At 64.8% G+C, this 26,786-nt stretch carries 30 protein-coding genes; 14 read left to right on the top strand and 16 right to left on the bottom strand.

The annotated features are described in order from the left end of the window. Positions 1–57 precede the first annotated feature (57 nt). A complete protein-coding gene (locus tag ON34_RS07880; protein ID WP_051022256.1) occupies positions 58–534 on the bottom strand; it encodes a DUF4254 domain-containing protein in 477 nt (158 codons plus the stop codon). Positions 535–641: 107 nt separating this feature from the next. Next, positions 642–1,073, bottom strand: a complete 432-nt coding sequence (locus ON34_RS07875) for a VOC family protein (RefSeq protein ID WP_040776112.1) — start codon at positions 1,071–1,073, stop codon at positions 642–644. A 145-nt stretch (positions 1,074–1,218) separates the two neighbouring features. Between ON34_RS07875 and ON34_RS07870 the strand changes: the two genes are divergently transcribed. The 3 genes from ON34_RS07870 to ON34_RS07860 all read left to right on the top strand — a co-directional run bounded on the left by ON34_RS07870 (position 1,219) and on the right by ON34_RS07860 (position 2,978). Continuing rightward, the gene (locus tag ON34_RS07870; protein ID WP_040776110.1) at positions 1,219–2,193 is read left to right on the top strand and encodes a GlxA family transcriptional regulator; all 975 of its coding nucleotides are present in this window, start codon (positions 1,219–1,221) and stop codon (positions 2,191–2,193) included. Positions 2,194–2,280: 87 nt separating this feature from the next. Beyond that, positions 2,281–2,628, top strand: a complete 348-nt coding sequence (locus ON34_RS07865; RefSeq protein WP_040776108.1) for an ArsR/SmtB family transcription factor — start codon at positions 2,281–2,283, stop codon at positions 2,626–2,628. Then, the gene (locus ON34_RS07860; protein WP_157172211.1) at positions 2,619–2,978 is read left to right on the top strand and encodes a hypothetical protein; all 360 of its coding nucleotides are present in this window, start codon (positions 2,619–2,621) and stop codon (positions 2,976–2,978) included. The genes ON34_RS07865 and ON34_RS07860 overlap by 10 nt, the downstream gene beginning before the upstream one ends. Positions 2,979–3,154: 176 nt before the next feature. Here ON34_RS07860 and ON34_RS37125 read toward each other — a convergent pair whose 3' ends face one another. After that, positions 3,155–3,307: a hypothetical protein gene (locus tag ON34_RS37125; RefSeq protein WP_157172210.1), complete on the bottom strand. Its 153-nt coding sequence runs from the start codon at positions 3,305–3,307 to the stop codon at positions 3,155–3,157. 199 nt (positions 3,308–3,506) lie between these two features. Here ON34_RS37125 and ON34_RS07855 point away from each other — a divergent pair, with 199 nt between their 5' ends. After that, positions 3,507–5,408, top strand: a complete 1,902-nt coding sequence (locus ON34_RS07855; RefSeq protein WP_040776558.1) for a potassium transporter Kup — start codon at positions 3,507–3,509, stop codon at positions 5,406–5,408. Positions 5,409–5,438: 30 nt separating this feature from the next. Here ON34_RS07855 and ON34_RS07850 read toward each other — a convergent pair whose 3' ends face one another. Next, entirely contained in the window at positions 5,439–6,080 is a 642-nt protein-coding gene (locus ON34_RS07850; protein ID WP_040776101.1) for a TetR/AcrR family transcriptional regulator, read from the bottom strand. Between the two features lie 209 nt (positions 6,081–6,289). Here ON34_RS07850 and ON34_RS07845 point away from each other — a divergent pair, with 209 nt between their 5' ends. The 3 genes from ON34_RS07845 (at position 6,290) to ON34_RS07835 (ending at position 9,898) form a co-directional block, all read left to right on the top strand. Beyond that, the gene (locus tag ON34_RS07845) at positions 6,290–7,093 is read left to right on the top strand and encodes an SDR family NAD(P)-dependent oxidoreductase (RefSeq protein ID WP_040776099.1); all 804 of its coding nucleotides are present in this window, start codon (positions 6,290–6,292) and stop codon (positions 7,091–7,093) included. A 32-nt stretch (positions 7,094–7,125) separates the two neighbouring features. Next, positions 7,126–8,253, top strand: a complete 1,128-nt coding sequence (locus ON34_RS07840; RefSeq protein ID WP_040776097.1) for a DUF5938 domain-containing protein — start codon at positions 7,126–7,128, stop codon at positions 8,251–8,253. Positions 8,254–8,338: 85 nt separating this feature from the next. Further along, positions 8,339–9,898, top strand: a complete 1,560-nt coding sequence (locus tag ON34_RS07835; protein WP_040776095.1) for an AMP-binding protein — start codon at positions 8,339–8,341, stop codon at positions 9,896–9,898. 69 nt (positions 9,899–9,967) lie between these two features. Here the strand turns inward: ON34_RS07835 and ON34_RS07830 are convergent, their stop codons facing one another. Next, complete coding sequence (locus ON34_RS07830) at positions 9,968–11,128, bottom strand: lipase family protein (protein ID WP_040776554.1); 1,161 nt, start codon at positions 11,126–11,128, stop codon at positions 9,968–9,970. Positions 11,129–11,776: 648 nt separating this feature from the next. Here ON34_RS07830 and ON34_RS07825 point away from each other — a divergent pair. Both ON34_RS07825 and ON34_RS37430 read left to right on the top strand, forming a co-directional pair. Continuing rightward, positions 11,777–12,052, top strand: coding sequence for a hypothetical protein (locus ON34_RS07825; protein WP_040776092.1), 276 nt, complete (start codon positions 11,777–11,779; stop codon positions 12,050–12,052). A 4-nt stretch (positions 12,053–12,056) separates the two neighbouring features. Further along, positions 12,057–12,200 carry a TetR family transcriptional regulator gene (locus tag ON34_RS37430; RefSeq protein WP_083889206.1) on the top strand — a complete coding sequence of 48 codons (144 nt, stop codon included), beginning with the start codon at positions 12,057–12,059 and terminating at the stop codon, positions 12,198–12,200. 102 nt (positions 12,201–12,302) lie between these two features. On the opposite strand, the gene ON34_RS07820 is transcribed toward ON34_RS37430, so the two are convergent. Then, positions 12,303–13,508 (bottom strand): lipase family protein, encoded by a 1,206-nt coding sequence (locus tag ON34_RS07820; RefSeq protein WP_040776552.1) that lies wholly within the window; start codon positions 13,506–13,508, stop codon positions 12,303–12,305. Between the two features lie 420 nt (positions 13,509–13,928). Here ON34_RS07820 and ON34_RS07815 point away from each other — a divergent pair, with 420 nt between their 5' ends. Next, positions 13,929–14,792 carry a cyclopropane mycolic acid synthase family methyltransferase gene (locus tag ON34_RS07815; RefSeq protein ID WP_040776090.1) on the top strand — a complete coding sequence of 288 codons (864 nt, stop codon included), beginning with the start codon at positions 13,929–13,931 and terminating at the stop codon, positions 14,790–14,792. A gap of 205 nt (positions 14,793–14,997) precedes the next feature. On the opposite strand, the gene ON34_RS07810 is transcribed toward ON34_RS07815, so the two are convergent. Further along, the gene (locus ON34_RS07810) at positions 14,998–15,876 is read right to left on the bottom strand and encodes a proline dehydrogenase family protein (RefSeq protein ID WP_040776087.1); all 879 of its coding nucleotides are present in this window, start codon (positions 15,874–15,876) and stop codon (positions 14,998–15,000) included. 104 nt (positions 15,877–15,980) lie between these two features. Between ON34_RS07810 and ON34_RS33425 the strand changes: the two genes are divergently transcribed. Further along, a complete protein-coding gene (locus ON34_RS33425) occupies positions 15,981–16,379 on the top strand; it encodes a YunG family protein (RefSeq protein ID WP_051022255.1) in 399 nt (132 codons plus the stop codon). A 54-nt stretch (positions 16,380–16,433) separates the two neighbouring features. On the opposite strand, the gene ON34_RS33420 is transcribed toward ON34_RS33425, so the two are convergent. The 3 genes from ON34_RS33420 to ON34_RS35835 all read right to left on the bottom strand — a co-directional run bounded on the left by ON34_RS33420 (position 16,434) and on the right by ON34_RS35835 (position 19,439). Then, a complete protein-coding gene (locus tag ON34_RS33420; RefSeq protein ID WP_157172209.1) occupies positions 16,434–17,015 on the bottom strand; it encodes a flavin reductase family protein in 582 nt (193 codons plus the stop codon). Beyond that, positions 17,008–18,645, bottom strand: coding sequence for a hypothetical protein (locus ON34_RS37425; RefSeq protein WP_245547933.1), 1,638 nt, complete (start codon positions 18,643–18,645; stop codon positions 17,008–17,010). The genes ON34_RS33420 and ON34_RS37425 overlap by 8 nt, the downstream gene beginning before the upstream one ends. A 482-nt stretch (positions 18,646–19,127) precedes the next feature. Beyond that, positions 19,128–19,439 carry a hypothetical protein gene (locus tag ON34_RS35835; protein ID WP_157172208.1) on the bottom strand — a complete coding sequence of 104 codons (312 nt, stop codon included), beginning with the start codon at positions 19,437–19,439 and terminating at the stop codon, positions 19,128–19,130. Between the two features lie 143 nt (positions 19,440–19,582). Here ON34_RS35835 and ON34_RS07780 point away from each other — a divergent pair, with 143 nt between their 5' ends. Then, the gene (locus tag ON34_RS07780) at positions 19,583–19,768 is read left to right on the top strand and encodes a hypothetical protein (RefSeq protein WP_245547931.1); all 186 of its coding nucleotides are present in this window, start codon (positions 19,583–19,585) and stop codon (positions 19,766–19,768) included. Positions 19,769–19,838: 70 nt separating this feature from the next. On the opposite strand, the gene ON34_RS33410 is transcribed toward ON34_RS07780, so the two are convergent. Continuing rightward, positions 19,839–20,450 (bottom strand): TetR family transcriptional regulator, encoded by a 612-nt coding sequence (locus tag ON34_RS33410; RefSeq protein WP_157172207.1) that lies wholly within the window; start codon positions 20,448–20,450, stop codon positions 19,839–19,841. Between ON34_RS33410 and ON34_RS07770 the strand changes: the two genes are divergently transcribed. Continuing rightward, positions 20,437–21,477 carry a DUF1295 domain-containing protein gene (locus tag ON34_RS07770; RefSeq protein ID WP_157172206.1) on the top strand — a complete coding sequence of 347 codons (1,041 nt, stop codon included), beginning with the start codon at positions 20,437–20,439 and terminating at the stop codon, positions 21,475–21,477. The genes ON34_RS33410 and ON34_RS07770 overlap by 14 nt on opposite strands. Positions 21,478–21,583: 106 nt before the next feature. Here the strand turns inward: ON34_RS07770 and ON34_RS07765 are convergent, their stop codons facing one another. Then, a complete protein-coding gene (locus ON34_RS07765) occupies positions 21,584–21,901 on the bottom strand; it encodes a hypothetical protein (protein ID WP_040776077.1) in 318 nt (105 codons plus the stop codon). A gap of 1,105 nt (positions 21,902–23,006) precedes the next feature. Between ON34_RS07765 and ON34_RS07760 the strand changes: the two genes are divergently transcribed. Continuing rightward, positions 23,007–23,687, top strand: coding sequence for a Shedu immune nuclease family protein (locus ON34_RS07760; RefSeq protein ID WP_157172205.1), 681 nt, complete (start codon positions 23,007–23,009; stop codon positions 23,685–23,687). An 81-nt stretch (positions 23,688–23,768) separates the two neighbouring features. Here ON34_RS07760 and ON34_RS38495 read toward each other — a convergent pair whose 3' ends face one another. The 4 genes from ON34_RS38495 to ON34_RS07750 form a co-directional block, all read right to left on the bottom strand. After that, entirely contained in the window at positions 23,769–23,981 is a 213-nt protein-coding gene (locus tag ON34_RS38495; protein WP_373291885.1) for a transposase, read from the bottom strand. A 136-nt stretch (positions 23,982–24,117) separates the two neighbouring features. Then, on the bottom strand, positions 24,118–25,857 hold the full coding sequence (locus tag ON34_RS34400) for a DUF2326 domain-containing protein (RefSeq protein WP_157172204.1): 1,740 nt from the start codon (positions 25,855–25,857) through the stop codon (positions 24,118–24,120). A 16-nt stretch (positions 25,858–25,873) separates the two neighbouring features. Further along, positions 25,874–26,098 carry an ABC-three component system middle component 6 gene (locus tag ON34_RS38490; protein ID WP_083889200.1) on the bottom strand — a complete coding sequence of 75 codons (225 nt, stop codon included), beginning with the start codon at positions 26,096–26,098 and terminating at the stop codon, positions 25,874–25,876. Beyond that, on the bottom strand, positions 26,095–26,634 hold the full coding sequence (locus ON34_RS07750; protein ID WP_040776072.1) for a hypothetical protein: 540 nt from the start codon (positions 26,632–26,634) through the stop codon (positions 26,095–26,097). Before ON34_RS07750 ends, ON34_RS38490 begins: the two co-directional genes overlap by 4 nt. Positions 26,635–26,786: the final 152 nt, after the last annotated feature.

Below are 26,786 nucleotides of genomic sequence, written 5' to 3'. Positions count from 1 at the left end.
CATGCGCGGGTAGCGCGTATTCGACTCGCCCAGACGGGCGGCGAGCCGGACTGCCGCTCAGTCATCCGCGCCCCATCGTATCGGGGGAAGCCGACGACGGCCGTCCCCGACCTCGCGAACCAGATCCGCGTAGGCGATCTCCAATTCGGCCAACCTGGTCCATGCCGCGTGCATGCGCACACCGCCAGGATCGTCGTGCATCAACAGATGGAACGCTTGTTCCGCTACGGCGGCCATCCGGTCGATCACTTCTCCCAGACTCGCTTCGTGCAGGCGCACCCCGGGCGCCGCGCTCGGCACATGCACCGCCGCCCACGTGTCGATCCGGTCGACCAGTTCGGCACGGTGCGCATCGATCTCCGCCCGACGCCCCGGAACTTCGCGGCGGCGGCGGTGCAGTTCGGTCAGTTCGCGCGCCCATCGGCTCACCGGGCCGTGCACATGCTGACCGCCCAGCGCGCACAGCAGCGTGCTCGGGCTCGGCAATACCGAGCTCTCGTCCACTTTCCGCAGTCGCGCACGCTGGACGAGCATCGGCCTACCTCCTCGGCACAACCACACCGATTCCGCGGCCGGTCGTCAGAGCATTCATCAGGACAACGTTCATTCCGGGTCGGTCACGCCGGTGCGGCGCGCCGAAGTCACAGTGGCGCAGTGAGTTCCAGGTGGATGCCATCCGGATCGGAGAAGGACAGGATCGCGATCCCGAAGTCGGTCATCTCGATGATCTCACCGTGTTCGATGCCCGCTTCGCTCAGCCGGTCGGCGGCCGCGACCAGATCGTCCCGCGCCGGGACGGTGAAGCTGAGGTGGTCCAGGCCCACCCGGTCGGAGTCGAAGCGGTCCGACGCTGGCGCCACCGGGCGCAGGCCGAGCAGCATTCCGTTGGCCTGGAACACCACTCCGCCGAAGAGCTGGAACGGATCGGTCCGCACCGCCGGATCGTCCGGACTACCCGGCGATTCTGCGGCGATCGGGAAGCCGAGAACCTCGTGGTAGAAGGCACGGGACCGGGCGATGTCGGTCACGGTCAACCGGACGTGATGGGTTCCGGTCGTTTTGATCAGGGTCACGCGAACTCCCCAGGTGAACGGTAGGGTGGCTCGACCGGCTCGCCGGGCGGCTGCTCCCGGTGGCGAGTCGTCTCGGGGATGACAGTAAGACAGAATTCCGGCGGAACAGAGTGTCGTGAACGACATCTTCGGTACTGTTTCCGACATGGACGTCGCTGTCTTCGTCGTGGACGGCGTGGCCGATTTCGGATACGCCGCCCTGCTGGAGACCTTCAACACCGCGAACTCGGTGCGGACCGAGCTCACCGACCCGCCGCAGCCCTGGCGGGTCCGCAGCGTCTCGTTCGGCGCCACCATCCGCTCGGGCAACGGCAACACGGTACCGACGGTTCCGCTCGACGAACTCGGTGACGAATTCGAGCTGATGATCGTGCCCGCGGTGAACGTGCTCGCCGCCGAGGCGCTGATCGACCTCATCTCCGCCCCCACCAGCCGTCCTGTGCTCGACCGCTTGGTCGCGGCGCGCGAAAGAGGGGTGCATCTCGCCGCCGCGTGCACCGGAACGTTCTTCCTCGCCGAGGCGGGTGTGCTGGACGGCTCCCCCGCCACCACGAGTTGGTGGCTCGGCCCGAGCTTCCGGCATCGCTACCCGCGTGTCCAGCTGAACGAAGGCCGCACCCTGTGCCGCGGCAACGGCGTCACCACCGCGGGCGCGGCGCTGTCGCATATGGATCTCGCGCTGTCGCTGATCGCCACCAAGAGCCCCGCGTTGGCCGAGCGCGCGATGCGGTATCTGGCGGTCGGCGCGGGAAGACCGCAGCGCGAGTTCATCATTCCGGAGGTCATCGCCAGAGGGGATTCGGTCACCGCCGCCTTCGAACGCTGGGTCCGCGACCACCTCGCCGACAACTTCCGAATCTCGCAGGCCGCCAAGGCCATCGGCGTCACCGAGCGCAGCCTGCAACGCGCCACCCACGCCGAACTGGGCATGTCGCCCACCGAATTCGTCCACGACATCCGCCTGGAACGCGCCATGCACCTGCTGCGTACCACGCCCCTCACCGTGGACGCGGTCGCCGCCAAGGTCGGCTACCTCAACGCGGGAACTCTCCGCGGGCTGTTCCGCCGTCGCCGGGGCATGTCGATCTCCGAGATCCGGATGACTCGCCTGTCGTACTGAATCCTTTTCCCGCAGTGGGGAATAGACGTCTCGCGCGCTACCATCTCTTCGAGAGTTCTCGAAGAGACGCGACGAAGCGGAGGTGCGATGCCGATCGGGCGCTGGAAGTCCGCAGATCACCCCGAGATCGATGCCGTGTCGATCGATGCGGTGCTGCACGCCCTCGCCGACCCGACCCGTCGGCGGATCGTGCGCATGCTCATCGACGAGGGCGATCGTCCCTGCGGCAGTTTCGGTCTCGGCATTCCGCCGTCCACCCTGAGCCACCACTTCAAAGCACTGCGCAACGCCGGATTGATCCGCCAGTTCGACCAGGGCCGCCAGCGCATGAACACCCTGCGCCTCGCCGAACTCGACGCCCGCTTTCCCGGCCTGGTCGCCTCGATCCTCGCCCAAGCCGAAGGGCGCCAGAAAGGGATTTCGCCATGTCTGTGAACACCGTCGCGCGAGTCTGCGCCATCCCGGTCAGCGTGTGGCTGATCATCGCGCTCATCGTCGATGCCGACTACCGCGCGGACAACATCTTCGCCGCCCCCGACTTCACTTTCTCCCTCGTCCTGCTGATCGCCGCCTTCCTCCCCTGGCGCTTCGCGATCCCGGCCCTCACCGCCGGCTATTTCTTCGGCTCCGGCGTCATCACCGTCGCCGCCCTCAACCGCTTCGACCATGGCGAATCCGGTCAGGGAATCCTCGACCTGATCATCGCCGCGGTCTACCTGACCGTCGCGTCGCTGCTCGTCCTCCGCGTCGAACGGGCCTCGGCCCCCGCACCGCGGGGCTGCTGATCCCGCGGTCTCCGACCAGCCGGGCCCGAACTACTGGGTGCAGACCTTGGGCGAATCGGCGGCAACGAGGCGACGCGACCCCTTTGGGCTCGGGGCCTGCACGGACACCCTTCGCCCGGGTGACCGATCGCCTCGAGTCCACACGACCGCCGAGCCGCCTGCAATGACCGAACCGGTCAGCGCAGCTGAACGCGGGTCTGCGGGGAATAGGTCACATCATCATCGGCATGCCGGGGAACATCCGATTCCACCAGTCGCGTGCCATCGCCATGATCTGATCCAAGGTCATCATCGTCGTTCACCTCTTTTCGATTGAGACCCACGATCACGGGTACCCCGGATGATCGTTTCTAACGGCGGGACTGCTGAGGATTCCCCCGCAACCTGCCCGATCGCCGAGCCGGGAGCGGTAACGTCCGGGACCAAGCGCCGGATGCGGCAGCGTAGCCCGCACGCAGGAGGATCGCCGTGACCGATCACCGGCACGAGACCACATCGGATGAGCAACGGCCAGCGCCGGGCAACGGTGTGCGCGCCAACGACGCGGTGCGGCTCGCGGTGGTGGTCGGGGCGTTGGGCGTGGTGTTCGGCGACATCGGGACCAGCCCGATCTACACGATCCAGACGGTGTTCAACCCGCGCGATCCGCATCCGGTCCCGGTCAGCATGGCGAACGTGTACGGCGTGGTGTCGCTGATCTTCTGGTCGGTGACGATCATCGTCACGATCACCTACGTGCTGCTGGCACTGCGCGCCGACAACGACGGCGAGGGCGGCATCATGGCGCTGATCACGCAGCTGCGGCGCTGGAGCGCTCGGCGCGGCCGGCGGCAAGCCGCCGTGCTGGCGTCGCTGGGCATCTTCGGCGCGTCGCTGTTCTTCGGCGACAGCATGATCACTCCGGCGATCTCGGTGCTGTCGGCCGTCGAAGGGCTCGAAGTGGTCGAACCGGAGCTGAAAGAGTTCATCGTGCCGATCACCGCGCTGATCATCGTGGTGCTGTTCCTCGTGCAGCGGCACGGAACCGCGGCGGTGGGCCGGGTGTTCGGGCCGGTGATGATCGGGTGGTTCGTCACCATCGGCGTGTCCGGAGTGGGCGGCATCGCCCGCCACCCGGAGATCCTGAAGGCACTGTCGCCGACCTACGCGCTCGGCTTCCTGATCCACCATTTCCACATCGCCTTCTTCGCCCTGGCCGCGGTCGTGCTCGCGGTCACCGGGGCCGAGGCGCTCTACGCCGACATGGGGCACTTCGGCCGCCGCGCGATCACCCGGGCCTGGCTGATCCTCGTGTTCCCCGCCTGCATTGTCAGCTACCTGGGCCAAGGCGCGCTGATCCTCGACGATCCCAGTAACGTCAGCCGCCCGTTCTTCCTGCTCGTGCCCGGCTGGGCCCGGCTACCCCTGGTCGTGCTGGCCACCGCGGCGACGGTGATCGCCTCCCAGGCGGTGATCACCGGCGCGTACTCGGTGGCCGCCCAGGCAGCCCGGCTCGGCTATCTGCCCCGCATGCGGATCGCGCACACCTCGGAATCGGAGGTCGGCCAGATCTACATACCGTGGATCAACTGGCTGCTGATGGTCTCGGTGCTCACGCTGGTGTTCGCCTTCCGCAGCTCGGCAGCGCTGGCCTACGCGTTCGGCATGGCGGTGACCGGAACGATCACGATCACCACGCTGCTGTTCTTCTACATCGCCCGCGCCAGGTGGGGCACACCGCTGTGGCTGATCGGCCTCGGCGCCGTCCCGCTGGTGCTGGTCGACCTGCTGTTCGTGGCGGCCAACCTGACCAAGCTCGTGCACGGCGCGTGGCTGCCGCTGACGATCGCGCTCACCGCGTTCACCGTGATGACCACCTGGCAGCGCGGGCGCGAGATCGTCAGCGCGGAGCGGGAGCGGCGCGAGGGATCACTGCGCGAATTCGTGGACCAGCTGCACGAAGGAGAACTGTCGATACGCCGGGTTCCCGGCACGGCCGTCTTCCTCAACCGCGGCAAGCAGACCACGCCGCTTGCGATGCGGGCCAACGTCGAGCACAACCAGGTGCGGCACGACCATGTGGTGATCATGTCGATCGAGACCGAGCCGGTCCCGCGTGTTCCGGCGGAGGAAAGGATCGCCGTCGACTCCCTCGGCTATGCCGAGGACGGGATCATCTACGTCAGCGCCCGGTTCGGCTACATGGAGCCGCAGGATGTCCGCGGCGCGCTGGCGCTGCTGCACTCCGACAGCACCGAAGGGGCGTTGCGGCTCGACGATGCCTCCTACTTCCTGTCGAAGATCGAGCTTCGGCGCGGGGACGCACCCACCATGGCGTCGTGGCGCAAGCGGCTGTTCATCGCCACCTCCTACATCACCGCCGATGCCGCCGAGCACTTCGGACTACCTCGCGACCGCACCGTCATCATGGGCTCGCGGATCGAGGTCTAGGCGGCGCGGCGCGTTCGGGCGTGGGGCGAGTCAGGGGCGGCCGTCGCCGGTCACCAGGTCCAGGAGACGGGCGGCATCGGCGCGCAGGGTGTCGACGGCGTCGGCGCGTCCGGAGAGCTTGTGCAGCAACGCTTGCTGGAACAGTCCGTCGAAGAGGGCGTACGCCGTGTTCGACGGCACGAGCAGAGGTTTGCCGGACAACTCCGCGTAGCGCCGCACGACGTTGTGGATCATCTGCTCGCGACGCCCGTCGATCTCGATGACGTCGTCGCGGAAGGACTCCTCGAACAGGCTCTGATTGCGTAGGTCGTACCACAGCCGGTGCAGCGGGGCATCGGTGTCCACGGTGGTGGCCATGGCGGCGCCGAAGTCGCGCCGCAGATCCTCGGCCGTGGTCGCGGTGGCGACGATGTCGTCGTACCGGGTGACGCACACCGCCTCGTACTGGCGCACCGCGTGCGTGATCAGCTCGACTTTGTCGTTGAAGTAGTAGTGCAGCACGCCGTGGGTGAACTCGGATTTCTGCGCGATCTCGCGCAGGCTGGTCCGGGCGTAGCCGAGTTCGGCGAGGGTGTGCAGCGCGGCGGCGGCCAACTGCGCGCGCCGTTCGGCGAACTTGTCCACCTGCCTGCGCGCGATGCGATCCCGCCTGGTCTCGACGATCTCGGTCACCGTGACTTCTCTCCGTCCACGCGTCCGCACCCTGCGAACCCGCTCAGTCTAACGCGGCCACTCCACACCGGACCGCGTCGTCTTGACAGTCGTCAAAGAAAATCTTGACGAGTGTCAAAATCTGACAGTACTGTGATCCACGTCGCAGTCGGACGAGCGCCGTATCGGGCGCCCGAGCCGCACAAGCCATCTCGAGGAGGAGATGCCGGATGAGTGGGTACGACCTGACCGGACGCCGGGCGCTGGTCACCGGTGGAGCACGAGGATTGGGCGCCGGTATGGCCGAAGCGCTGGCCCGCGCCGGAGCCGCCGTCGCCATCGGCGACGTACGCGAGGATCTCGGCAAGGACACCGTGGAGGCGTTGCGCGCCTCCGGTGCCGTCGCCGAATTCGTCCCGCTCGATGTCACCGACGACGCGCGCTGGGAGCAGGCGGTCGCCGACACCGTGGCCGCGCTGGGCGGTCTGGACATCGTCGTCAACAACGCCGGTATCGAGATCACCGGTCTGCTCGTGGATCTCGATCCCTCCGAGGCCCGCCGGATGCTGGAAGTGAACGTGCTGGGCACGGCGCTGGGCATCAAACACGCCTTCCGCGCGATGCGTCCCGGCGGGGCGGCGGGCCGCGGCGGAGCGATCGTGAACATCGCCTCGGTGGCCGCGACCATCGCGTTCCCCGGCATCGGGGTGTACTCGTCGACCAAGTCCGCGGTCGATCGCCTCACCCGCGTCGCGGCGATGGAGTCCGGCAAGCTCGGCTACGGCGTCCGGGTGAACTGCGTCTACCCCGGGCTCGTCCCCACCGAGATGGGCGCGCGGCTGGCCAGCGACGTGGCCGAGATCGGTCTGTTCCCCAGCGCGGAAGCCGCCGTCGGCGCCGTGATCGAGCAAACCCCGCAGGGACGCCTCGGCGAGGTCGCCGACATGGCCGACGCGGTGGTGTTCCTCGCCTCCGACGCCGCCCGCTTCATCACCGGGGCGGGCCTGCCGGTCGACGGCGGCATGGGCATGTGACAACCGAACAACATCGAAAGGTCTGAGATCTCATGAGCACCCACAAGCCCGTCGTCGTCTACGGCGCCTCGGGCTACACCGGCCGACTGGTCTGTGAATACCTGCGCGAGTTCAACCTCCCCTTCATCGCCGCGGGCCGGGACAAGTCCCGCCTCCAGGAAGCGATGGACAAGGTCCCCGGCATCGACACCGTCGAGCACGAGATCGTCGAGGTCGCCCACGAAGTGGGGCCGCTGACCGAACTGTTCCGCGGCGCCTCCGTCGTCTGCAACACCGTCGGGCCGTTCTCGCAATACGGCCACGAGGTCGTGCAGGCCTGCCTCGCGGCGGGGACGCACTATCTCGACACCACGGGGGAACAGGATTGGCTCATCGACTGCGATGAGCAATACGGCAGCGACATGGCCGAACGCGGACTGCTGCTGTCGCCGGGCATCGCGCAGATGTACACCACCGGCGAGATCGCCGCCAACCTCTGCCTCGAGACGCCCGGCCTGGACACCTTGGACATCCAGGTCTTCTGGAAGGGCTTCCCGACCGTCGCCTCGACGAAGACGATCCTGGTCAACGCCGCACTGTCCAAGGCCTACTACCTCGAGCAGAACGAGTACGTCGAGTGGCCCGCCGACGGCGGACTCTACGACGTCGTCGTACCCGGCCAGCACGAAATCGGGCTGGCTCTGCCGTGGGGCGGCACCTCGCATCCGGTCTGGTTCAAACGCGATCCGCGCGTCTCGAACGTGAAGGTGCTCGGCGGCGTCTTCAACCGGCCGCTGATGCTCGGCGTTCCGCAGATCGTGCAGGCCGTCATCGAGCAGGTGAAAGACCTTCCGGTGGAGGAGAAATACCGGGTGCTCACCGAGCAGGCGTCGGCTGTGCGCAGCGAGATGCCGCCGCGGGAGAATCCGCGCGTCAACACCTCGCTGGACTCGGTCCACGCGTCGGGTCCGCTGGCGCGCGCGCACTGCGTGATCTACGGAAACTGCAACTACAAGCAGACCGGCCTCCTACAGGCGTTCGCCGCGAACTCGCTGTTGCAGGCTCCGCCGAAGCGGGCCGGGTTCGCCTCGGCCTGCCAGGCGTTCGGCCATCGGGAACTGCTCGGGGTGCTGCGCGGTTTCGGGCTGGTCGCCGAACCGGTCCTCACCGTGCACCGCTGATCACGCCCCGGCCCGTCGGCGTCCGACGCCGCACGCCGACGGGCCGGGATCGTCCACCCACCGCTTCGCATTCGAAGGAACGACCGTGCGTCTGACCGACTATCTCGACAAGGGCGCCTCCCTGGGCGCGACCGCGCCCTGCCTGACCATGAACGGGAACACGCTGACCTATCAGCAGGTCCAGCAGCTGTCCTGGCAGGTGGCCCGCGCGCTGCACGATTCAGGAGTGCGCCCGGGCGACAAGGTCGCGATCCTGTCGGCGAACGACGCACTGGCCTTCGCCTGCGTCTTCGGCATCGCCCGCGCCGGTGCGGTGTGGTGCCCGATGAACCCGCGCAACGAAGCCGCCGAAAACCGGGAACTGCTGGACCTTTTCGATTGCACGTGCCTGATCTTCCACTCCGCCTTCGCGCCGCTGGTGCATGCCATCGCACCGCGGCTGCCCGCGTTGACGACCCTGATCTGCCTGGACCAGAACGTCTCCGGAGCCGTGGGTTTCGACGAGTGGATCCGCGACTGTCCGGCGACCGAGTGGCAGGCCGAACCGGTGGACGACGTCATCATGCTCGTCGGCACGGGCGGAACCACGGGGCGGCCCAAGGGCGTCCGGCTCACCGGGCACAACATCGAGACGATGACGGCGCTCACGCTGATGAGCTACCCGTTCGAGGGACGGCCGCGCTACCTGGCTCTCGCGCCGCTCACCCACGCCGCGGGCGTGCTGTGTTTCCCGATCCTGACCCTCGGCGGCGAGATCGTCGTGATGCCCTCCCCCGACCTGGGCGAATTCCTCGCTCTACTGCAGCGTCACCGTGTCACGCACACGTTCCTGCCGCCCACGCTGATCTACATGCTGCTGGACCACCCCGCCCTGCCGGACGCCGATCTCGGTGCGCTGCAATGTCTTTGGTACGGCGCGGCGCCGATGTCGACCGCTCGGCTGGAGCAGGCGCTGCACCGGATCGGCCCGGTCATGGGACAGCTGTTCGGGCAATCCGAAGCCCCGATGATGATCTCCACCCTGGCGCCGAAGGAACATTTCCGGCCGGACGGCTCGATCGCGACCGAGCGGCTGTCCTCCGCGGGCCGCCCCACTCCCCTGACCCAGGTGGCGATCATGGACGGCGAAGGCCGCCTGCTGCCCACCGGCGAACGCGGCGAGATCGTGGTGCGCGGACCGCTGGTGATGGCCGGCTATCACAAGAATCCGGCGGCGACCGCGGAAGCATCGCGGTTCGGCTGGCACCACACCGGGGATATCGGCTATCTCGACGCCGACAACTACCTCTACGTCGTCGATCGTGCCAAGGACATGATCATCACCGGCGGCTTCAACGTCTATTCCGCCGAAGTGGAGCAGGCCCTGCTGGCCCATCCCGCCGTCCAGGACTGCGCCGTGGTCGGCCTGCCCGACGACAAATGGGGTGAGCGCGTCACCGCCGTCGTCCAATTCCACACCGGCCGCACCGCCACCGCCGCCGAACTGCGCGAATTCGCCAAAGCACGGCTCGGCGCCGTGAAAAGCCCCAAACAAGTGGAGATCTGGGCCGACCTGCCTCGCTCGAAGATCGGCAAGGTGCTCAAACCCGAAGTCCGCGCCCAACTCCGCGCTCAGAGCAACGCACCGGAATCCCTTCCCCGCTGAGCCGTACTCCAGGTTCACGCGCGCCGCGCCAGCGCATGGCCGCCGCAGCGCGCCTGCTGAATCGCTTCGTCAGCAGTTGGTGGGGGCGGGCTCTCCGCGGACCCTTGCTTGGAGCCACAGCAGTGCCACGGGTGCGCCCAGTACCGCCGCGGTCAGGTGCTCGACTCCTGGCACCCGCAATGTCTGCACCCGCACTCCCGCCGCGCACCAGCGGCGGAGGGTGTTCTCCATGGCGTCGACCGGAATTTGCTGGTCGTCCAGTGAATGCCATTCGAAGATCGGTATCTCCGGCACCCCGGCGTAGAACTCCAGGCTGTTCTCCTCCACCACCGATCGGGCTTCGCGGTTGTCGAAGATCGAAGTGTCGGTGACGTACTCGCCGGCGCTGCCGCCCATGCCCGCGGTGAGGATGTCGTTGGCGCAGCTGTTGGCCATCGTCTCAGCAACCTCGAGGCCGCGCGGGTTGAGATACGAGCTGGTCGGCAGCCGGTCCGGGTACTCCCGCTCCAGGCCGATCGCCGCTGCCATGGCCAGCCCGAAGGACGGGTGCGGTTCCAAGCCCAGCGCCTCCCCGATCGTCACCAGGTTCATCGGGGCGCCGCCGAAAGCCGCACCCGCGAGTTCCAGCTCCGGTGCGTACGACGGCTGCAACGCGGCCGCCCAAGCGGTGGCCAGGCCGCCGCCGGAGTAACCGGCAAGCACGGCCGGGCTGTACTGTACGCCGAGTGCGGGCAGCTGTTTCACCGCGCGGACGCCGTCCAGCACGATCTGGCCACCCAAGCGCGCCGTTCCGAACGCGAAGTACGGCCCGAGATGATCCGGCAGCGCGACACTCCAGCCCTGTGCCAGCACCGCGTTCAAACTCGGCATGGTCACCGTCAGATTCAGATCGCCGCTGTACAGCGAGTGCGATACCGCGCACTGGGTGCCGAGCGAATTGATGAAATGCTGATACGACAGCAGCGGCCCGTCGGGCGGATGGTTGGCGGGGGTGATCACCGTGGTGGTCGCAGCGATCGGCGCGCCGCGTGAGTTGGTGGATCGGAATTTGACCAGCGTGACGGTCGCGCCGGGGAAGATCGCCACCGGCGGCATCGGACGCGCGTCGAGCACATCACCGGGTCGGTACGTCGCCAGATCGGCCGGGGCGGCGTAGAACGGGTCGGGATCCGGCCGCGGATACAGCGGTTCCGCGGTCGCCGTCACGGCCAGTAGCAGCGCGAGCGCCACACCGCCGAGAGCACCGAGGGCCCGGTCCGAACCGCTGCGTCCGCTGCTGAGAAAACGAAGAAACTGCCAGGTCACGGCCTTGACCTCCACGGGTAGTTCGCGGCATTCGTCGACCAGCCACAATGAATTCAAGTGCGACACCACCGGCAAACTCCCAGCGACACGCCGGACAGAAAGCCGATCGTGCCGAGAAAAAGACATTGCGCCTGCGATGTCGCGGCGACCGCCGCGTCGACCGGTGTGGCCACGGTGGTCTTGACTTGGCTGGTGGCGCCTGGTAATTCGTTCCCGGCGGCACCAGGCCGCATGGGCAGCCGCGACACTATTCGTCGGCACGGCATCGGCGATGTGGTTCACGCGTGGTTACCGCGTTGCTCGTCCGACAACGACAACCAGGACAGTCCGGGCACCGCGCCGCCGAGCAGATGGTGGCCTCAGACCGGACAACCGCGGCGTGACGAGCCTTGCCGGGCTGTCGGCGCTTGTAGACGGCGAATTCATCTGTACGACATGATCTGCGCCTAACGTGATTCCACTCCCGCCGCCGGGTTGATACCGGCGTATCGGCACGGCCGGACCTGAGCCCCGGGCACGCCGTTCGTCCCTGGCGGCGGGTGCGCCAACGACGAATCGAGCTAGGGGGAAGTGATGGATACCGGCACGGTGGCGGAAACGGCGGTGCTCGCCGTCCTCGCGCTGGGCGGCTTGTGGACCGCCGACCAGATCACCCGAGACGCGCGACTGATCGAGTGGAGTGCCCGCCGGGCGATCGGCCGACTCGAATCGCGCGGTCTCATCATGGCGACGCCGTACGCGGCGTGCTGGTCGATCACTCCACGCGGCGTGGCAGTGGCGCAAGCCGTCAGCACCAGCCCTGACACGGCCTACCTGTGGGCGGGTGTGCGCCGCAGACTGCTCTCATGATGCGATGCCGACTGTTCGGCCGAACCGGTCTGCGCGTGTGGCGTCGGCGCACCCGGACCAGCACCTGCCCCGGGCCGGGGTCGCCAAAGGCACGGTTTTCAATCACTTCGCCAGCAAGGAAGATCTGATCGCAGGCCATCTTCTGTGACAAGCCGGAGTCGGCGTCCGCGCCGGTCTTCGGTGAGCGTGCGGGTCGGTGGCAGCGAGCGCGCTCGCTGCCACCGACCCGTCGAGCATTCGCTGTGATTCGTCAGCAGGCGATCGGCGCGGGCTCTCCGCGAACCCGGCCCTCGAGCCACCCCAGTACCGCGGGCGCGCCCATCACCGCCGCGGACAGATGCTCGCCCCCGGGCACGCGCAGTGTCTGCAACGGCACCCCGGCCGCACACCAACGGCGGTCGGTGTTGTTGATGGCCGCCACCGGAATCAGCGGGTCGTCCGGCGAATGCCATTCGAAGATCGGCATTTCCGGTACCCCTGGGTAGAGTTCCACGCTGTTCTCCTCCACCACCGCCCGGGCCTCGCTTCGCTCGAAGATCGAAGTGGTGGTGACGAACTCGCGAGCGCTGCCGCCCGCGCCGACGGCGAGGATGTCGTTGGTGCAGCTGTTGGCCATGGCGTCACGGACCTCGAGACCGCGCTCGTTGAGATACAAGCTGGTCTGCACCCGGTCCGGATACTCCCGCTCCAAGCCGATCGCCGCGGCCATGGCCAGGCCGAAGGCGGGGTGCGGTTCCAAGCCGAGCGCCTCCGCCATCGTCAGCAGGTTCATCGGGGCGCCGCCGATGGCCGCGCCCGCCAGCCGCAGGTCGGGAGCGTACGAGGGTTGCAGCGCAGCCGCCCATGCGGTGGCCATGCCGCCGCCGGAGTAGCCGGTCATCGCCACCGGGCCGTTCTGCACGCCGAGTGCGGGCAGCTGTTTCGCCGCACGGATGCCGTCCAGCACGATCTGACCACCCAACCGCGCCGCGCCGAAGGCGAACCGCGGTCCGAGGTGATCCGGCAGGGCGATACTCCACCCCTGCTGCATCAGCACGTTCAGAATCGGCGTCGTCGTATTCAGATTGGTATCGCCTGCGTAGAGCAGGTGCGAGACCGCGCAGTCGGTGCCGAGCGCATTGATGAAGTGCTGATACGACAGCAGCGGACCATTGGGCGGATGGTTGGCGGGCGTCAGGATCGTGGTCGTCGCCGCGATCGGCTCGCCATGCGAGTCGGTGGACCGGAATTCGACCAGCGTCACCGTCGCGCCGGGAAAAAGGGGCAGCGGCGGCAGTGGCCGCACGTCGAGCACATCACCGGGTCGGTGCGCCGCCAGATCCGGCGGTGGGGCGTAGAACGGGTCCGGATCGGGCCGCGGATACAACGGCGCGGCGATTGCCGTCACCGCGATGAGCAGCCCAACTGCGATACCGGCGACCGAACCGAGGAGCCTGGGTGAACGGCTTCGCCCGATGCCTTGGAAACGAGGGAATAGACGAGTCACGACCTTGACCTCCACGGGTAGTTCGCGTCATTCGTCGACCAGTCGGCCTGCACTAGCGGGCCAGAGTCAGCAAACTATCAGCTAACACGCCTTGCGGAGCCGAATGTGGCGGAAATGAAACTGTCCCGCGATATTTCATAACGAGGCATGGCGCCAAGCCATGGAATGTTTCTGAATAGTGATCCATCCGGCGCGCTTTTTCGTATCGAATACCGGTCGGCGTCTCCGATAGGAAAGGTGTGCGGCGACTTGCCGTCGACGCATCGGTGATCGCTTCCGCGTTATTGGGCTGCCTGTTGCCGAGCCTCTCCGGCCGACAGCCTGCCGGTGGCGGCTGGAGCTTTGCCGTGCCGTGACATGAATCGCTCGCTGTGAAATGGAGGGTGTGGAATGACCAGGCTTGCGCCGTTCTATGAGAATGTGCAGTCGCACTACGACTTGTCCGACGACTTCTTCGCACTGTTCCTCGATCCGAGCCGCACCTACAGTTGTGCGTACTTCGAACGGGCGGACATGACGCTCGAGCAGGCGCAGCAGGCCAAGGTCGACCTCGCGCTCGGCAAATGCGACCTGCGTCCCGGTATGACACTGCTCGATGTGGGCTGCGGCTGGGGCTCGACGATGATGCGCGCGATGGATCGGTATGGCGTGAATGTCATCGGGCTGACCTTGAGCCGTAACCAGTTCGACTACGTCTCATCCCTGCTCGACGCGCGCGCCGGCGATGGACCGACCGGAGAGGTGCTGCTGCAGGGGTGGGAAGAGTTCGACCGGCCGGTGGACCGCATTGTGAGCATCGGCGCGTTCGAACACTTCCGCTACGAACGCTACGACGACTTCTTCGCCACCTGCCGCGCCCTGCTGCCCCCGGACGGGCGGATGCTTCTGCACACCATCGTCATGTACAACCGCCACCAGGTCCGGGCCATGGGTCTGCCGATCAACCGGGACGTCATCGAGTTCGCGCGGTTCATTCGCGACGAGATCTTCCCCGGCGGCGAACTACCCCAGCCGGAGCAGGTCGTCGCCGCCGCCCAGCGCGGCGGATTCGAGGTGGAACGCATCCAACCGTTGCAGCCGCACTACGCGCGCACACTGGACTGCTGGTCAGCCGCGCTGCGCGCACATGAGCGGGAAGCGATCGAGCTCACCGATGAGGGAACCTATGACACGTACATGAGATACCTGACCGGCTGCGCGGACTTGTTCCGCAACGGCTACGTCGACGTCATGCAGTTCACCCTCCTGAAGTAGGTCGCTTCTCCTGGCCCTGCGTCGCACGGGCTGTCACTCTTGACCGGAACGCTAGGCCGGTTACGACACCCTCCGCCGGGCCTACATCCCGGCGAACCGCGGTCGCGTTCGAGGAAATGGGCTCGCGCAGCACAAAATTCAACGCCCGCACGGGTGGCGGCATCCGAGCATCCATCCGTGCGGCTCCACGTTCGGTGCGCGATGGTCAAGCGCCGCGTGATTCGGCAAGTCGGCGCATCCAGTAGCGAAACCAGTTGTGACCGAAGGGAACGTACATACGAACCGGCACACCGCGAGCGACGAGATCGTTCACGGTCTCCGGTCGCACCCCCAGCAGATGTTCCACCGGTACCGGCCCGAGCGCGGTCAGAAGCGCCTCACGAAGGACACCGTCGTGGGTCGCCAGCGCGAACGGCGCATGTGCCGCCGCCAGCCGATGCGCCAAGCGCACGAAGGCGACGTCGGTGGGCTCACCGTAGGGCAAGGCTCGATCGGGCGCATCGAGGTAGGCGCCCTTGACCAGCCGGATGTGCACGCCCGCCGCGAGGAGACGCTCCATGTCGTCGGGCGTCCGGTGCAGATTGGCCTGTACGGTGGCACCGAGACGGTCGGCCATGCCTCGGTCGGCGACGTCGAGTACACACTTCAGCGCCGCGTCCGCACGCGCGTGATCCTCGGCGCCGACCTGGATACGTCGCCCCTCCGGCAACGCCTGCGCGATCGCCGCGAGAAGGTCGGCACAGCCGGTCGGGTCGACATCGAGGCCGAGATGGGACAGATCGACAGCCAGCCAAGTGTCCCGCGGAAGACCGGCAAGGTCGTCGGCCAACCGCAGATAGTCATCAGCAACCCGCCGCGCGACAAGGGTATCGTCGACCAGCTCACCGAACTGATCGATACTGGCAGCCACACCACGCGCATGAAGCTCCCCGACCACCCGCACCGCGTCGGCCGCCGCAGTCCCCGGGACATACCGCGACGCCGCCCGCCAAGCCAGCTCCTCACCCCCCGGCACAGCCCGAACAACCTGCTCGACAACATCACTCGTGGCCAGCCGAAACAAAATCGCGCGATCAATCGACATGATCCCATCCTTCCAGCCCCTCGACGGCCGGGGGCTGTCCAGCTCCACCCTCGTCGCTCGCAGCCTAAGTTTCGGAACGAAGTACCGCGCGCTACGGTCGATCCGTGGGTGTCGGAAAGCTGGAGGCACTGGCCAGTGCGCTCCAAAGGTCCTGGTCCGCAGAGACCAGCAGCACTCCAGATTGGACGGAAACCAATCGCGCGAAGGGCCAATGCGCCGTCACGGCATGCGTCGTCCAAGACTACTTCGGCGGGGATATCCTGAACACGGTTGCTACCCTGCCGAGCAACGAGACGGTCTCGCACTATTTCAATGTCATCGGTGGCGAGACGATCGACCTTACGCGTGGGCAGTTCCCCGAGGGGACGACGTTTACGAGGCCGACCGCAAAACTAGGTCGCTACTCTTCCACCCGCGAATATTGCCTGTCATACGAAAATACCCGGCTGCGATACGAAGAACTCCGCGGCCGGGTTGCCAAAAATTTTCGTGTGAACGAGTAGCACATGATCGCTGCCGCTTTCGACGGCCAGAACTGCCACCTTGTGCCAATGCCACTAGCGAACCGAGAAGTATGGGATGTGAGTTGGTTCGTCGGCCGTCGTTGTGAACTGGTTACCCGTTTGCTGCATCAGGGGGTGGGTAGCGCCGATCGGCACACCATCGGGCGTAAGGAACTTTGGATTGAACCAAACATGTTCGACCTCAGCGATCGCCAGCCCATGGTCGCCGCCCAGATCAATCCGCGCGATGGTCCGACACGCCATCCAGCCGAGACCCGCGGGTGCCACCGGGCCGTAGACAGAGGATTCGTAATCCAGGCTGAGACCACTGGCACGGAGCTTCTCGGTTGGTGCCGTAACTGGAAACTCGGAGTACCGCGCGCCCAGCTTCCACACGCTGTCCAACTGCTCGATCGTCGGCACGCTGACCGTGAATCCTGATGCGGACGCCAGATTCTCGTAGGTCGCCCACTCCTTGTACACGGCGACCGCCACCTGCTGCGGCTTCGTCGATACCGACGTCAGGTTGGACACCGGAATCAGATTGGCCGTGCCATCGACACTGCGCGTACCGATGAGGTACGCAATACGCGGGGCGAGGAGGCGGTGCGCCACGTGTACTGGGTCGTCACCCATGATCCGCTCCTGGTGCAAAAGCGTGCACGGCATCAACGAGTTCGCGGCCGTGGGCAGTCGCAGCCATCGGCTGCGCCTCGAGGTCTGCACGTACAGCGTGCAGAGCCGAGACCACTTGTGGAATCCGCTGGCCCACGGGTACAGCCAACACCGGTTCGAGCGCTTCGCTCGCAGCAGTAGGGCCATCAAAGTGCAGTCGGGCATGAGCCAGGTTGATTTGCGCCAACGTCAATGTGGTCGGCCACGTCTGTGATTGCTCAGGTGCATACAGGTTGATCACTACCTCGGCTTCGGCCTGCACCTGCGCCCATTCACCCAGACGGGCATAGGTGCTGGCGTCGTAATAATGCTGGCGGGCTAATGAGAAGTCGAAAATCGGGCCGAGTTCGGTCAGGCCATGGCCACCGGTGTGACGTTCGCGCTCGTTTCTGGCGGTACGCACTGCCGCAATGGCGGCGGGGCGGTTTCCGAGCTGAGCGTAGGCGCGGGCAGCAAGGCCCGCCAGCCTGATCCGGGAAACACCGCTCACGTCGCCAGCTTTGTGTACCTCGGCCAGTACCTGCTCGGGTCGGCCCCACCACGAGGCGATCATGGCACGGGTGCAGTACACCCAGGCTTCCAATGACCGATGACCGGCAAGCTCGGCAAACCGTGCGGCGGTGCGTGTCTGGATCATCGCCGCCTGCGGTTCCGCTAGATCATGTGACACCGAGGCCAGCAGCGTGCAGGTCGCGGCGAACAGCACATACAGCTCTTTGAGATCGGTCAATCGACCGGCCCGGTGGATGAGCGCTCCGAGCTGGTCGCGCAGCACGGTCAGGTGGATGAAAATGCGCCGCAGATCAGGATCGAGCGCGTAGTCACTGGCCAGCCGGTGCAGATCTTCCGCGGCATCGGACAACGTCGATGGATCGACCGTCGAACGATCCAAGGCGTTGCTGAGTTGCGCCGATTCTCGGGCGGCACGAAGGACCAGATCCTGAAGCGCGGCACCGGCAGCGATGCCACTCATGCTCAGTACCCGCAAGGCGTCTCGTCTCTTCGTAAGATCACCTCCCGGTTCCGACAGGCCGTGGATTCGACTGGAACCGAGGAGGCCCACCGGCAACCCGGCCCCAGTCCGCAGATCCGCAACGGCAGGCAGCACCCACCGCTCGGTTTTCGCCTGTTCCCGCAGCTGTACCAGATCAGTATGCGCCTCGGCCGTGGACGGCGCGTCAGCGCTCATCGGCATTCGTTCCTTGGGCAACTTGAACCAAAGCAGCTCCGAAGGGATGCTGAGGACCTCCGCCCAACGCGCCAACTTCGAAATCTGGTCCGGCGCGGGTCCTTTCTCGATCCGGCTCAATTGAGCTTGGGTGAGCCCCAGCCATCCGGCTACAAGTTCCTGTGGCAGCGGCCGTCCGTGATACGGATGGTTGCGGTAGGCGTAGATCACCTGCCCCATGTGCCAGGTGGCGAGCGCATCGTGCATCTGGTCCGTTTGCCAGAAGGCCGACGGAACTCTCGGCGGCGTCCGCAAATCACTGCGAAAGTTGACTTCGCAAGGGGCGCAAAGGGTCTGGGCGTTGTAGCGGTTGAGTCTGCTGCCGCAGCGTGCGCAGTACCGCACAGGTCGTACCTGGGTCATCCCCGCTCCCCTGCTCCCCCGGCTGTCGTTTGCCCTGGTCAGCTGGACCGTACCAGCCGTTGACAGGCGCCGCTATACGTTTCATGCATAGCCCGAAAATGCGCCCCACCTGGTTATTTCCGACCGTTCGCGACGACCATCCGTCAAATCCAGGGCGGTATTCCCCGGGCATATGGCCTACCGCTGTCGCGCGAAATAGCCCGTCAAGCCCTGCCCGGTAACCGTTGACCTTGGTCCCCGGCACCGGGCCGACGCCGTAAACACCTGCGGCGCACCAGCCCACCAGAGTGGCGGGCCGGTGGCGAAAGCCCCCGGTGCCGGGTACCGCCTGAACCCCTGCCGCTCCGGATCGGAAAGAAGCACCGTTCGATGCCCACCAGTTCCCATGCCATGTACCAACTCGTCGCAATGTGCGATGAAGCAGCGCACCAGGCGCCGAGGGTGCCGTTCACGGTCTCGCAAGCTCACACGGTGATGCGGTATCACGTGGCGTGCCGGGCCAAGCGCTGCCCACGCAAGGCCGCCGCGCTCCAAACGCTCGTCGAGGCCGGACGGGTGGTGTCGTCCACGACGAAGCCGCGGTGACCCGGATGAACGCGGTCCGGCACATCCATATCGAATCCGGCCCGTTGAGCCTGGACTACCGAGCCAGCGCGGAACAAGCCCAGCACGTCGCCGACGCGTTGGCGAGCAGGTTCTCTGGTCTGGAGCTGACGGTCACGATCGATGACGACGTACACGCCGACATGCCGCCACTGCCGTGCGCCGAACTCTGGGACCGAGCCGTTCACCATCGGCCTGGTTCGCTGATTCGCCCGGCCAGTCCCGAAGGAACACCGCCCATACCGCATGACCGTCCGCCGGAAAGCGCCAGGGCAGAGCTGGTCGTTGAATCAGGCGAGTTTCGAAATCGGTCGGATGTCTAATGCCAGACTCTATGGAGCACAAAACGTTCGTCCAGGCGGACGGCATGCTGGCTGAGTACATGTGCCAGGTCCACCTGATGGAACTGACCGCCGACCGTGCCCGGGAGCTTCGGCACATACATCGGGCGCATCCTCCGGACGAGTGCGTGGTTCACCTAGAGGCGGCATATTTGCTGCTGGTCACGGATGACGTCTGAGCTGCCGAGCCGCGCAGAATCTGCCGCTGAGAACGCTTTTCGTTCTTCCACGCGTGCGCACGGAATCCGACTACGGCGGCGACGGGAGTGAGGCCGTCAGCCGGGCGCGGAGTGTGGGCCAGTCCAGATGGGCCTGTTCGGCCCCGGGTACCGCCAGGAGTGCGGTGCCGCGCAATGTGGCGAGAGTGGTGAGCAGCCATTCGTGGAAGCCGTCTCGCGCCGCCACCTCAGGAACGAGTTCACCAGCCAGATCGCCGACGGCGGCAGTCGCGAGGTTCGCCATCATGGCCGCGACGTCGGCGACATCCACATCGTTGTGGGCGACGGCGTACAGCTCGAGCAGCGCACGGCTTATCGGCAGGTTGTGGACCTCCCACAGCAGGTCGAGCAGGGCCTCGAACCTCCCGGCACCCGGTGGCAACGGGCCGACCTCGGCCTGTACATCGGCCACATAGCGTTCGACGATGCGCTCGAGAGCGGCCTTCACCAACGCGGCCTTCGTCGGGTAGTAGTGCTGCATCGCACCCTGGCTGACACCGGCACGAGCGGCCACCGCTGCAGCGCTCAACGCGACGAACCCGTGCTCGACGAGCATCGATACCGTCGCCCTGAGCAGCCGATCCTGGGTCTCCGCTCGTCGTTCGGCTTGGCTTCGCCGCGGCTTCGTCTTGGCTCTGGTCACCCTCCGAAGGCTAGTACCGCCACTTGCAAGTTACCAACTTATATCTTACCGTTCGCGCATGTCGTCCCCATCGAGCAATGCGCGAGGACTAGCGAACCGCGCCCTCCCGTCCCTGGCTTCCCTGGTGGTCCTCGGCGCCATGCTCACCGAGTCAGCGCTGCGGGATTTCCTACTGGTGAACCTCGGCGTCCAGTTCGTCATCTTTGTGGGCGCTGCCTGCCTCCCGGGGTGGCGCACTCTCCGGATGTCCTATGTCGACATCGCATGGCCTTGGGGACTCGTTGCCCTCGGCGTCCTGACGCTCGCGATGAGTGACAGATCCCCGCTCGCCATAGCTGTGGCCGTCGTCTTTCTGGTGATGGGCGGACGCATGGGCATCGCCGCGCTCGTGCTTTGGCGCCACGGCGAACTCGACCGGGAGCTGCCGCGCTACCGGTTCCAGCGAAAGCGGTGGGCAAAGGCCACCCTGGGCAGCGAGCGGCTCGACATCGTGGCCGAGATCCTGGTCCAGGCGATCTCGAACATCACCGTCATGGCCGTACCCGCAGCGCTGGTGATCGCGATCGACGGTGCCGGGATGAGCGCAGTCGCAGCGGCAGGCATCATCCTGTGGGCGGTGTCGTGGATGCTGGAGTCGGTCGCCGACTTTCAGAAAATCCGTTTCGTCCAGTCGATGTCGACGACGAATACGCGCGGGTATTGCGATGTCGGACTCTGGAACTACAGCCGACACCCCAACTACTTCTTCCAGTGGATGCAGTGGAACGCGATCATCGTCCTGTGCTTGCCGGTGCTGCGCCGATCATTCGACGAATTCACACCCGTCGCGGCGATCGGCGCGGGCATCGGACTGTTCGCACTGTCGGCAATCATGTACTGGTGTCTCGTGTTCTACACCGGCGCTGTCCCGGCCGAGTACTACAGCGCGCAGAAGAGGCCCGGCTACCGTGACTACCAGGCACGGACCAACCGATTCATGCCCGGGTTCCGTCGCCGCGAGCCGTCCGCCAGCCACACTGTGAGCTGAGGGCGCCTCCACCACTATTCGGCTGTGGTGGTAACGGCCTCGGGACAGCTCCACTCGATTCTGGTGACATTGGTGGGCTCGCGGCCGGAGTGGGTGGGGGTCGCGGTCAGGCGCAGACGCGATTGAGCTCGTCGGTGTAGGGGTCGAGGCTGGTGACGTTCTCATCTATCAGCGCGTTGGCGTAGGCGGCGATGACATCCTTCTCCGCACCCTGGGCCAATTCGGCCACGACGCTCAGTTTGTCGGACAGGGCCGTCGCCGTCGCATCGTCCAGGGTGCCGCCGCTCGTGTCGATCGCGGCGTTGATCAGCTGGATGGCCCTGTTGCATTGGAGGGACCGGGCGTGCGCGGGTGCGGCGGGCAGGAAGAGCAGAGCGGCAGCGGCCGCGGAGAGCACAGCGGCGAAGGCCGTCGACTTGATCATGATTTCCTCTCAGAGCGTCGGCCTGATCGTAACGTGGCGGCGTGCGACCAAGATCTTCGCTCCCTCGATCGGGCAACCTCATCCGCTTAACGGATTCACTGCAAGGATGTCCTCGGGCACAAGGTATTTGAAGAACTGCTGTAGCGGGCGATAGTGGCTTCGCGCGTAGTCCGGCGACAACGGCGCGCGGTCCGCTTGCGCGGTCCGGTGAGCAGAGACTCGATAAACAACCACATACAAAGCTGTACATGCGCCGTTCCGTATCAACACGTCTTCACAACTCAGCGTTTCCGCTGGTCAAGGGGATTTTGTGGGGCGGGCGGGGCTCGAACCCGCGACCAATGGATTATGAGATCAAACACTCCGAACGGTGTCCTGACCTGGCAAAACGCTGCTCAGCAGCGAGCATTGCAGCAAGATACATGGCTGTCGGCCAGCGGCTTGTTGATCTTGAACCGTCCGGACTGCGGTACAGGCGGTCTCAGTATCGCGCACTACCCTAATAACAGCTCGGCCCCTAGTATTTGCAGGGCTGAGTTTGTCTGTACCCAATCGTGCCCACGCTACCTGCTTGTGAATCTAGGTCACAACGCCTGGCCGACCGGCATGCGAAGCTAGATCGCGGCGCCGGGGATGCAAGACGCACGGCTACCCGCGGTCCGCCTCCCGCTTGCGGACTTCCTAGTTGACGCGGGCACGTGGTCTGTTCGTCGATCGTCGGGCCGTCCGCCCGCCACCCGTCATCACTGTCACGCTTGTCCGCGAGCGTCCATGCCCACCCCCTGACTCCGGATGCGCTTGGGATGCCGAGTCGTGTATCCATCAGTCTGTGACTCAGAGACATCGAGGTCGGATAACCGACCGAGCCCGTCGCCGCGTCTACGCAGACTTTGGCGAGACTTGCCTTATGCCGGATTGCCCGAATCCGAACAGACTGCCGGACGGCACTCCGCTCCTGGAGATCGCCCATATCGCTTCCCCGTCGCCCGGAGGACCGCGCGCAGACATCGAACGATCAGCCGAAGATCTTTCTGGCGTGCACAACCTCGTACTCGTCTGCGCTGCCCACCACAGGATGATTGACTCACTCCCCCAGGTGTATTCTGTGTCGGAACTGAACCGTCTTCGGATTCGGCATCTTGAACTTGTTGCGGTAGGCGCGCTGCGCGCTTCCAACGTAGTGCCAGCGATACCAAGCCCCGACACAGCCAACCGGCTACAAAAAGCTCTCGGCATCTGGGAGGCGGAACGCGAAAACGCCTCCGAAGAATTCTGGCAGACACTGTTCACCCACCGGCCCGAGCTGCTCAAGTTGGTCACGCAAGGACGCCCGTTCGTCCTGAATTCGAAATGCTATGTTGGCGGCAAGGCTATCGATAACTGCGGCGGCCAGGTCGTCGACTTCCTCGCCCAGTGCAGTGGAGACGCGATTCTAATCGAGATCAAAACACCGACTGCAGCGCTCATGGGTCGTGAATACAGAGCAAACGTGCATCCCCCTTCGCCGGAACTAGCTGGCGCGGTCGCTCAAGCGTTGAACTACCGTCTGACCCTACTTAACGAGATGGCCACGCTCAGCATGAATTCACCAGGCCTCATTGCCCACCACCCCTCAATCGTGGTCATCATCGGCGACGGCAGCCGCGCCGAGCTCTCAGCAGGGCAGCGCAGGTCGTTCGAGTTGTACAGGCAGTGCATGAAGGACATACTCGTGGTCACCTACGACGAACTATTTACATCACTGGCAGATTTGGCCGTGTTGCTGGAGCCCGACGCCACCATGTAGCGCTTGCGGCATCAGTTGTAGTTCGCCGGGCCCAGCGCTTCGAGAGGAATCGACAGTACCGGATTATGAGTTCAGTCACTGTCAGCGATGTACCAACCAGCGAAGAACCTGCTGATCAGAGCAGTAGCAGGCGGGCACGTCACGCCAGGGTACGCCGACCCGAATACGCCAGCGGATCCGCCGATCAGGTGGCCGTTGCTCCATCTCACTTGGTCGTCCGAGGTTGTTCGGGCAAGGCAGCAGCGGCTTGAGTCGAGGCCATAGGGAGTCGGTCAGGGCAGCCCTTCGGGTCACCACTAGGGGTGGTTACGAGGTCTCCGGTGTTGCGTTGGACCTTGGTCGATCAACCAGTTACCGGAGATGTCGCCCCATTCAAAACCATTCTGTCGGAGCGGCTCTCAAGGCCAATCGAGTCACTTCGAGACGAACCCTAGTCGTCCTCACTCTCGATCGAGAAGTGAAGCCGCTGTCCCAAAATACTGCCGGATGGGTCTCCATCATGGAGGGTTAGCACAACCGCGTCATCGAAGACTGAACGATCGGAGAATTCACCCCATGGTACTTTGTCGCTGTTCATAGTTACGATGTGTTGGTATTCGTACTCGTCAGCGGAGGCGGCAGCGATCTCGACGGCCTTGGCGGTCTGTCGCTCATCAACGTCGGCAAAGATCGAGCTGTCATGGATGAGAAACCCGGGGCCGCGGCCACGGCGCGCCATATCTTCGCTAAGTGCGATGTCGTAAGCGAAAATTGCCATCAGATGAACACCACCCGACCCAGTCTTTGGCAGGACCACTTTAAACTGTATGCCAGCTTTTCCTGGGGATACGCGCAGGTCTGCAGGCTCCCCATATAGATACTCCATGATCTCTCCGAACCTCGCGATAATTTCCGCGCGCTGTTCAAACCGCTCCTGTACGTCCAGCTTGGTCCGTGATAAAAGGTCCAGCTCGTCTGACTTAAGCTTCGACTTTCTATCGCTCAGTTCGCGCAGTGTGCGGATCTGCTCCTCGATCCGGGCCACCTCGACTTGAGACTCAGCTAGGCTTCGCTGGAGCGCGGCGAGATCATCAAGTGCCCCGCCCGTCCGGAGCAGCTGGAGATCCTGCTCCTGCTGGGTAGCAAGCCTGGCTTGCTCAGCCTCCCGCTGGGTGACCCGCTCTCGAATGCGTCGTGTTTCGTCTGCTAAGTATGCGATCCGATTGGCGGTAATCTGCCGTTGGAACTCAGCTGCTTCGTCAAGGCTACGCACGATGGCGTCGCCAAGTACGATTCCTGCCTCGCTAAACAGCTCCTCGATGCTGATATTGCTAGCCGCGGATTCGTCCGCAGCCTGCGACTCGTACAAGGCGAGCTGTTGGCGGTCTGCAAAGTTCTCGTTACCCAGGGACTTGATTCGCGCCGTCGCTTGCTGGACGCGTGCCTCGATCTCGCGGTACTCCGGAAGCACCGAAAACGTTCGGATGTCTCGGGCTAGCTTCTCCGAACGACGCTGAACTCGCACGAGTTGGGGTTCGAGTGCCGCGATCTGAGACTCAATGCTGTTGTCCGGATCATCAGCTAGTGCAACGCGTGATTTACGATTTTTGAGGTCTGCCCATTCCTTCGCAAAGCGCCAATCTAGATTGAGTAGGTAGGAGTTCTCCGCCTGGACTGCCTCAGCGCGTTGGTTTGCGAGCGTGCGGAACGGATCAATCAGCGAATCCGAACGATAGCGAGCGAAGTGTCGTATAAGACTGCGGAAGCTGGGCGGATCGGCTGATGATCCTGCATTGCTGAAACACTCTCGACCAAGCCAATTGGTCCACTGGCGGGGGCCGATGTCGACAACGTCAGACAATGGCGCATCATTCCGGTCAATGAGGCCTGCTGCTACTGCGTTGCCTTGAACGTGTATTTCGCCTGGGGTATCTGGACCACGAGAAGCACGGAGCGTAATCCCAGCTCTCGTGGTAAGCGACAGGGTGAAGTACCACCGGTTGCCCTTCATCTGCTCCAGACGGTCGCTCATGTTTGCGCCGAGACAGAAGTCGATCAGGGCGATGACGGTTGTTTTTCCTAATCCATTTCGAGAGTCTGTCTTCGTTGCTTCTTTTGCTCGGTCCGCAACGACGATGTTGAGTCCATCCCGGAACTCAATCGCTCTGAATTCAGCGAAGTTCGCGGTCAATGAGTTTAATCGCATGTCACACCTGCCATTCGAGCACGCCACTTTCGATGGTGACCGCGCCAATCATGAAGAGCAGTGTGAGTGCCTCAGTAAAGGAGTCAAAAGATACCTCAGGTCGCGCTGACCTGTAGGAATGCCATAGCTCGCTTACCGTGGTATTCGTGGCACGCAACGATAGGAGGGTTCCAGATCTACCAAGGATGCTGTCGGACGCGGGGACGTACTTGGTTGGGAGAATCATGCGGCGGGTGCCTCGAACACGTCGCATACCTCGAACAAGTGACACAACACCGCTGCGGCTGCCGCGCGGATAACAAAGAGCCTCGAACCATCTGTTTGGGGAGAAGCGGCGCTGTTGGTGCCAAAGTCGACCAGCGACAGGAACAACGCGTCGCCAGAAGCCCCCTGAGCGAGGAGACGGTCATACTCGGCAACAAATCCGGCTCGGAGGCGCTCCGGGAACCGCGACGACAACTGAGCTTGCCGTCGAATGTAGTCCGCTACCTGCGGGGCCTGAGATAGGCCAACGTTCATTGTCGGGCGTATCGCGTCCGTCAGATCGTTGGCGTCCATTTTTGCCTGCGGTGGCACTGCGACCATCGGAGTTGAGGGAAGCACGACGTCGCCGTCCGCGAAGGCATTGCAAACGATCTGCAACTCAGCAAACGAGACCATTGTTGCTCCCACAGAGAGCTTGTCAGCCGTCGCCTTCTCGGCGGCACGCTTCCACTCCCGAAGTGTCGCAACGGGATAATCGGAATCGATCTTGTCGACCAAGCTGTGGTGATGAGCACAGAGGACGATCAGATTGGGGTAACTATCCCGGGCTGCCGGCGAGAGCGATGGGTTGGGTCGAGGCCCCTTGTTCGAGGACCCTTCGATGTGAGCGATCTCGCCAAGGATGACGGGACCTGTTGCACTGAATTCAA

Origin of the sequence: Nocardia pneumoniae NBRC 100136 (assembly GCF_000308755.1) — a bacterium.
GTDB classification, from domain to species: Bacteria; Actinomycetota; Actinomycetes; order Mycobacteriales; family Mycobacteriaceae; genus Nocardia; species Nocardia pneumoniae.
The sequence above is the reverse complement of the archived record's forward strand: the minus strand, read 5'-3'. Positions and strand labels throughout refer to the sequence as shown.

Excerpts from the sequence above, each read along its gene's own strand:
- ON34_RS07880 (WP_051022256.1), bottom strand. The coding sequence starts at position 534 with ATGCTCGTCCAGCGTGCGCGACTGCGGAAAGTGGACGAGAGCTCGGTA.
- ON34_RS07780 (WP_245547931.1), top strand. The coding sequence starts at position 19,583 with ATGGAGCACAAAACGTTCGTCCAGGCGGACGGCATGCTGGCTGAGTAC.
- ON34_RS37425 (WP_245547933.1), bottom strand. The coding sequence starts at position 18,645 with ATGACCCAGGTACGACCTGTGCGGTACTGCGCACGCTGCGGCAGCAGA.
- ON34_RS38490 (WP_083889200.1), bottom strand. The coding sequence starts at position 26,098 with ATGATTCTCCCAACCAAGTACGTCCCCGCGTCCGACAGCATCCTTGGT.
- ON34_RS07810 (WP_040776087.1), bottom strand. The coding sequence starts at position 15,876 with ATGTCGATTGATCGCGCGATTTTGTTTCGGCTGGCCACGAGTGATGTT.
- ON34_RS07860 (WP_157172211.1), top strand. The coding sequence starts at position 2,619 with ATGTCTGTGAACACCGTCGCGCGAGTCTGCGCCATCCCGGTCAGCGTG.
- ON34_RS07825 (WP_040776092.1), top strand. The coding sequence starts at position 11,777 with ATGGATACCGGCACGGTGGCGGAAACGGCGGTGCTCGCCGTCCTCGCG.
- ON34_RS35835 (WP_157172208.1), bottom strand. The coding sequence starts at position 19,439 with ATGGTGAACGGCTCGGTCCCAGAGTTCGGCGCACGGCAGTGGCGGCAT.
- ON34_RS07765 (WP_040776077.1), bottom strand. The coding sequence starts at position 21,901 with ATGATCAAGTCGACGGCCTTCGCCGCTGTGCTCTCCGCGGCCGCTGCC.
- ON34_RS37430 (WP_083889206.1), top strand. The coding sequence starts at position 12,057 with ATGCCGACTGTTCGGCCGAACCGGTCTGCGCGTGTGGCGTCGGCGCAC.
- ON34_RS07815 (WP_040776090.1), top strand. The coding sequence starts at position 13,929 with ATGACCAGGCTTGCGCCGTTCTATGAGAATGTGCAGTCGCACTACGAC.
- ON34_RS07840 (WP_040776097.1), top strand. The coding sequence starts at position 7,126 with ATGAGCACCCACAAGCCCGTCGTCGTCTACGGCGCCTCGGGCTACACC.
- ON34_RS33420 (WP_157172209.1), bottom strand. The coding sequence starts at position 17,015 with ATGGGTGACGACCCAGTACACGTGGCGCACCGCCTCCTCGCCCCGCGT.
- ON34_RS07870 (WP_040776110.1), top strand. The coding sequence starts at position 1,219 with ATGGACGTCGCTGTCTTCGTCGTGGACGGCGTGGCCGATTTCGGATAC.
- ON34_RS07845 (WP_040776099.1), top strand. The coding sequence starts at position 6,290 with ATGAGTGGGTACGACCTGACCGGACGCCGGGCGCTGGTCACCGGTGGA.
- ON34_RS07865 (WP_040776108.1), top strand. The coding sequence starts at position 2,281 with ATGCCGATCGGGCGCTGGAAGTCCGCAGATCACCCCGAGATCGATGCC.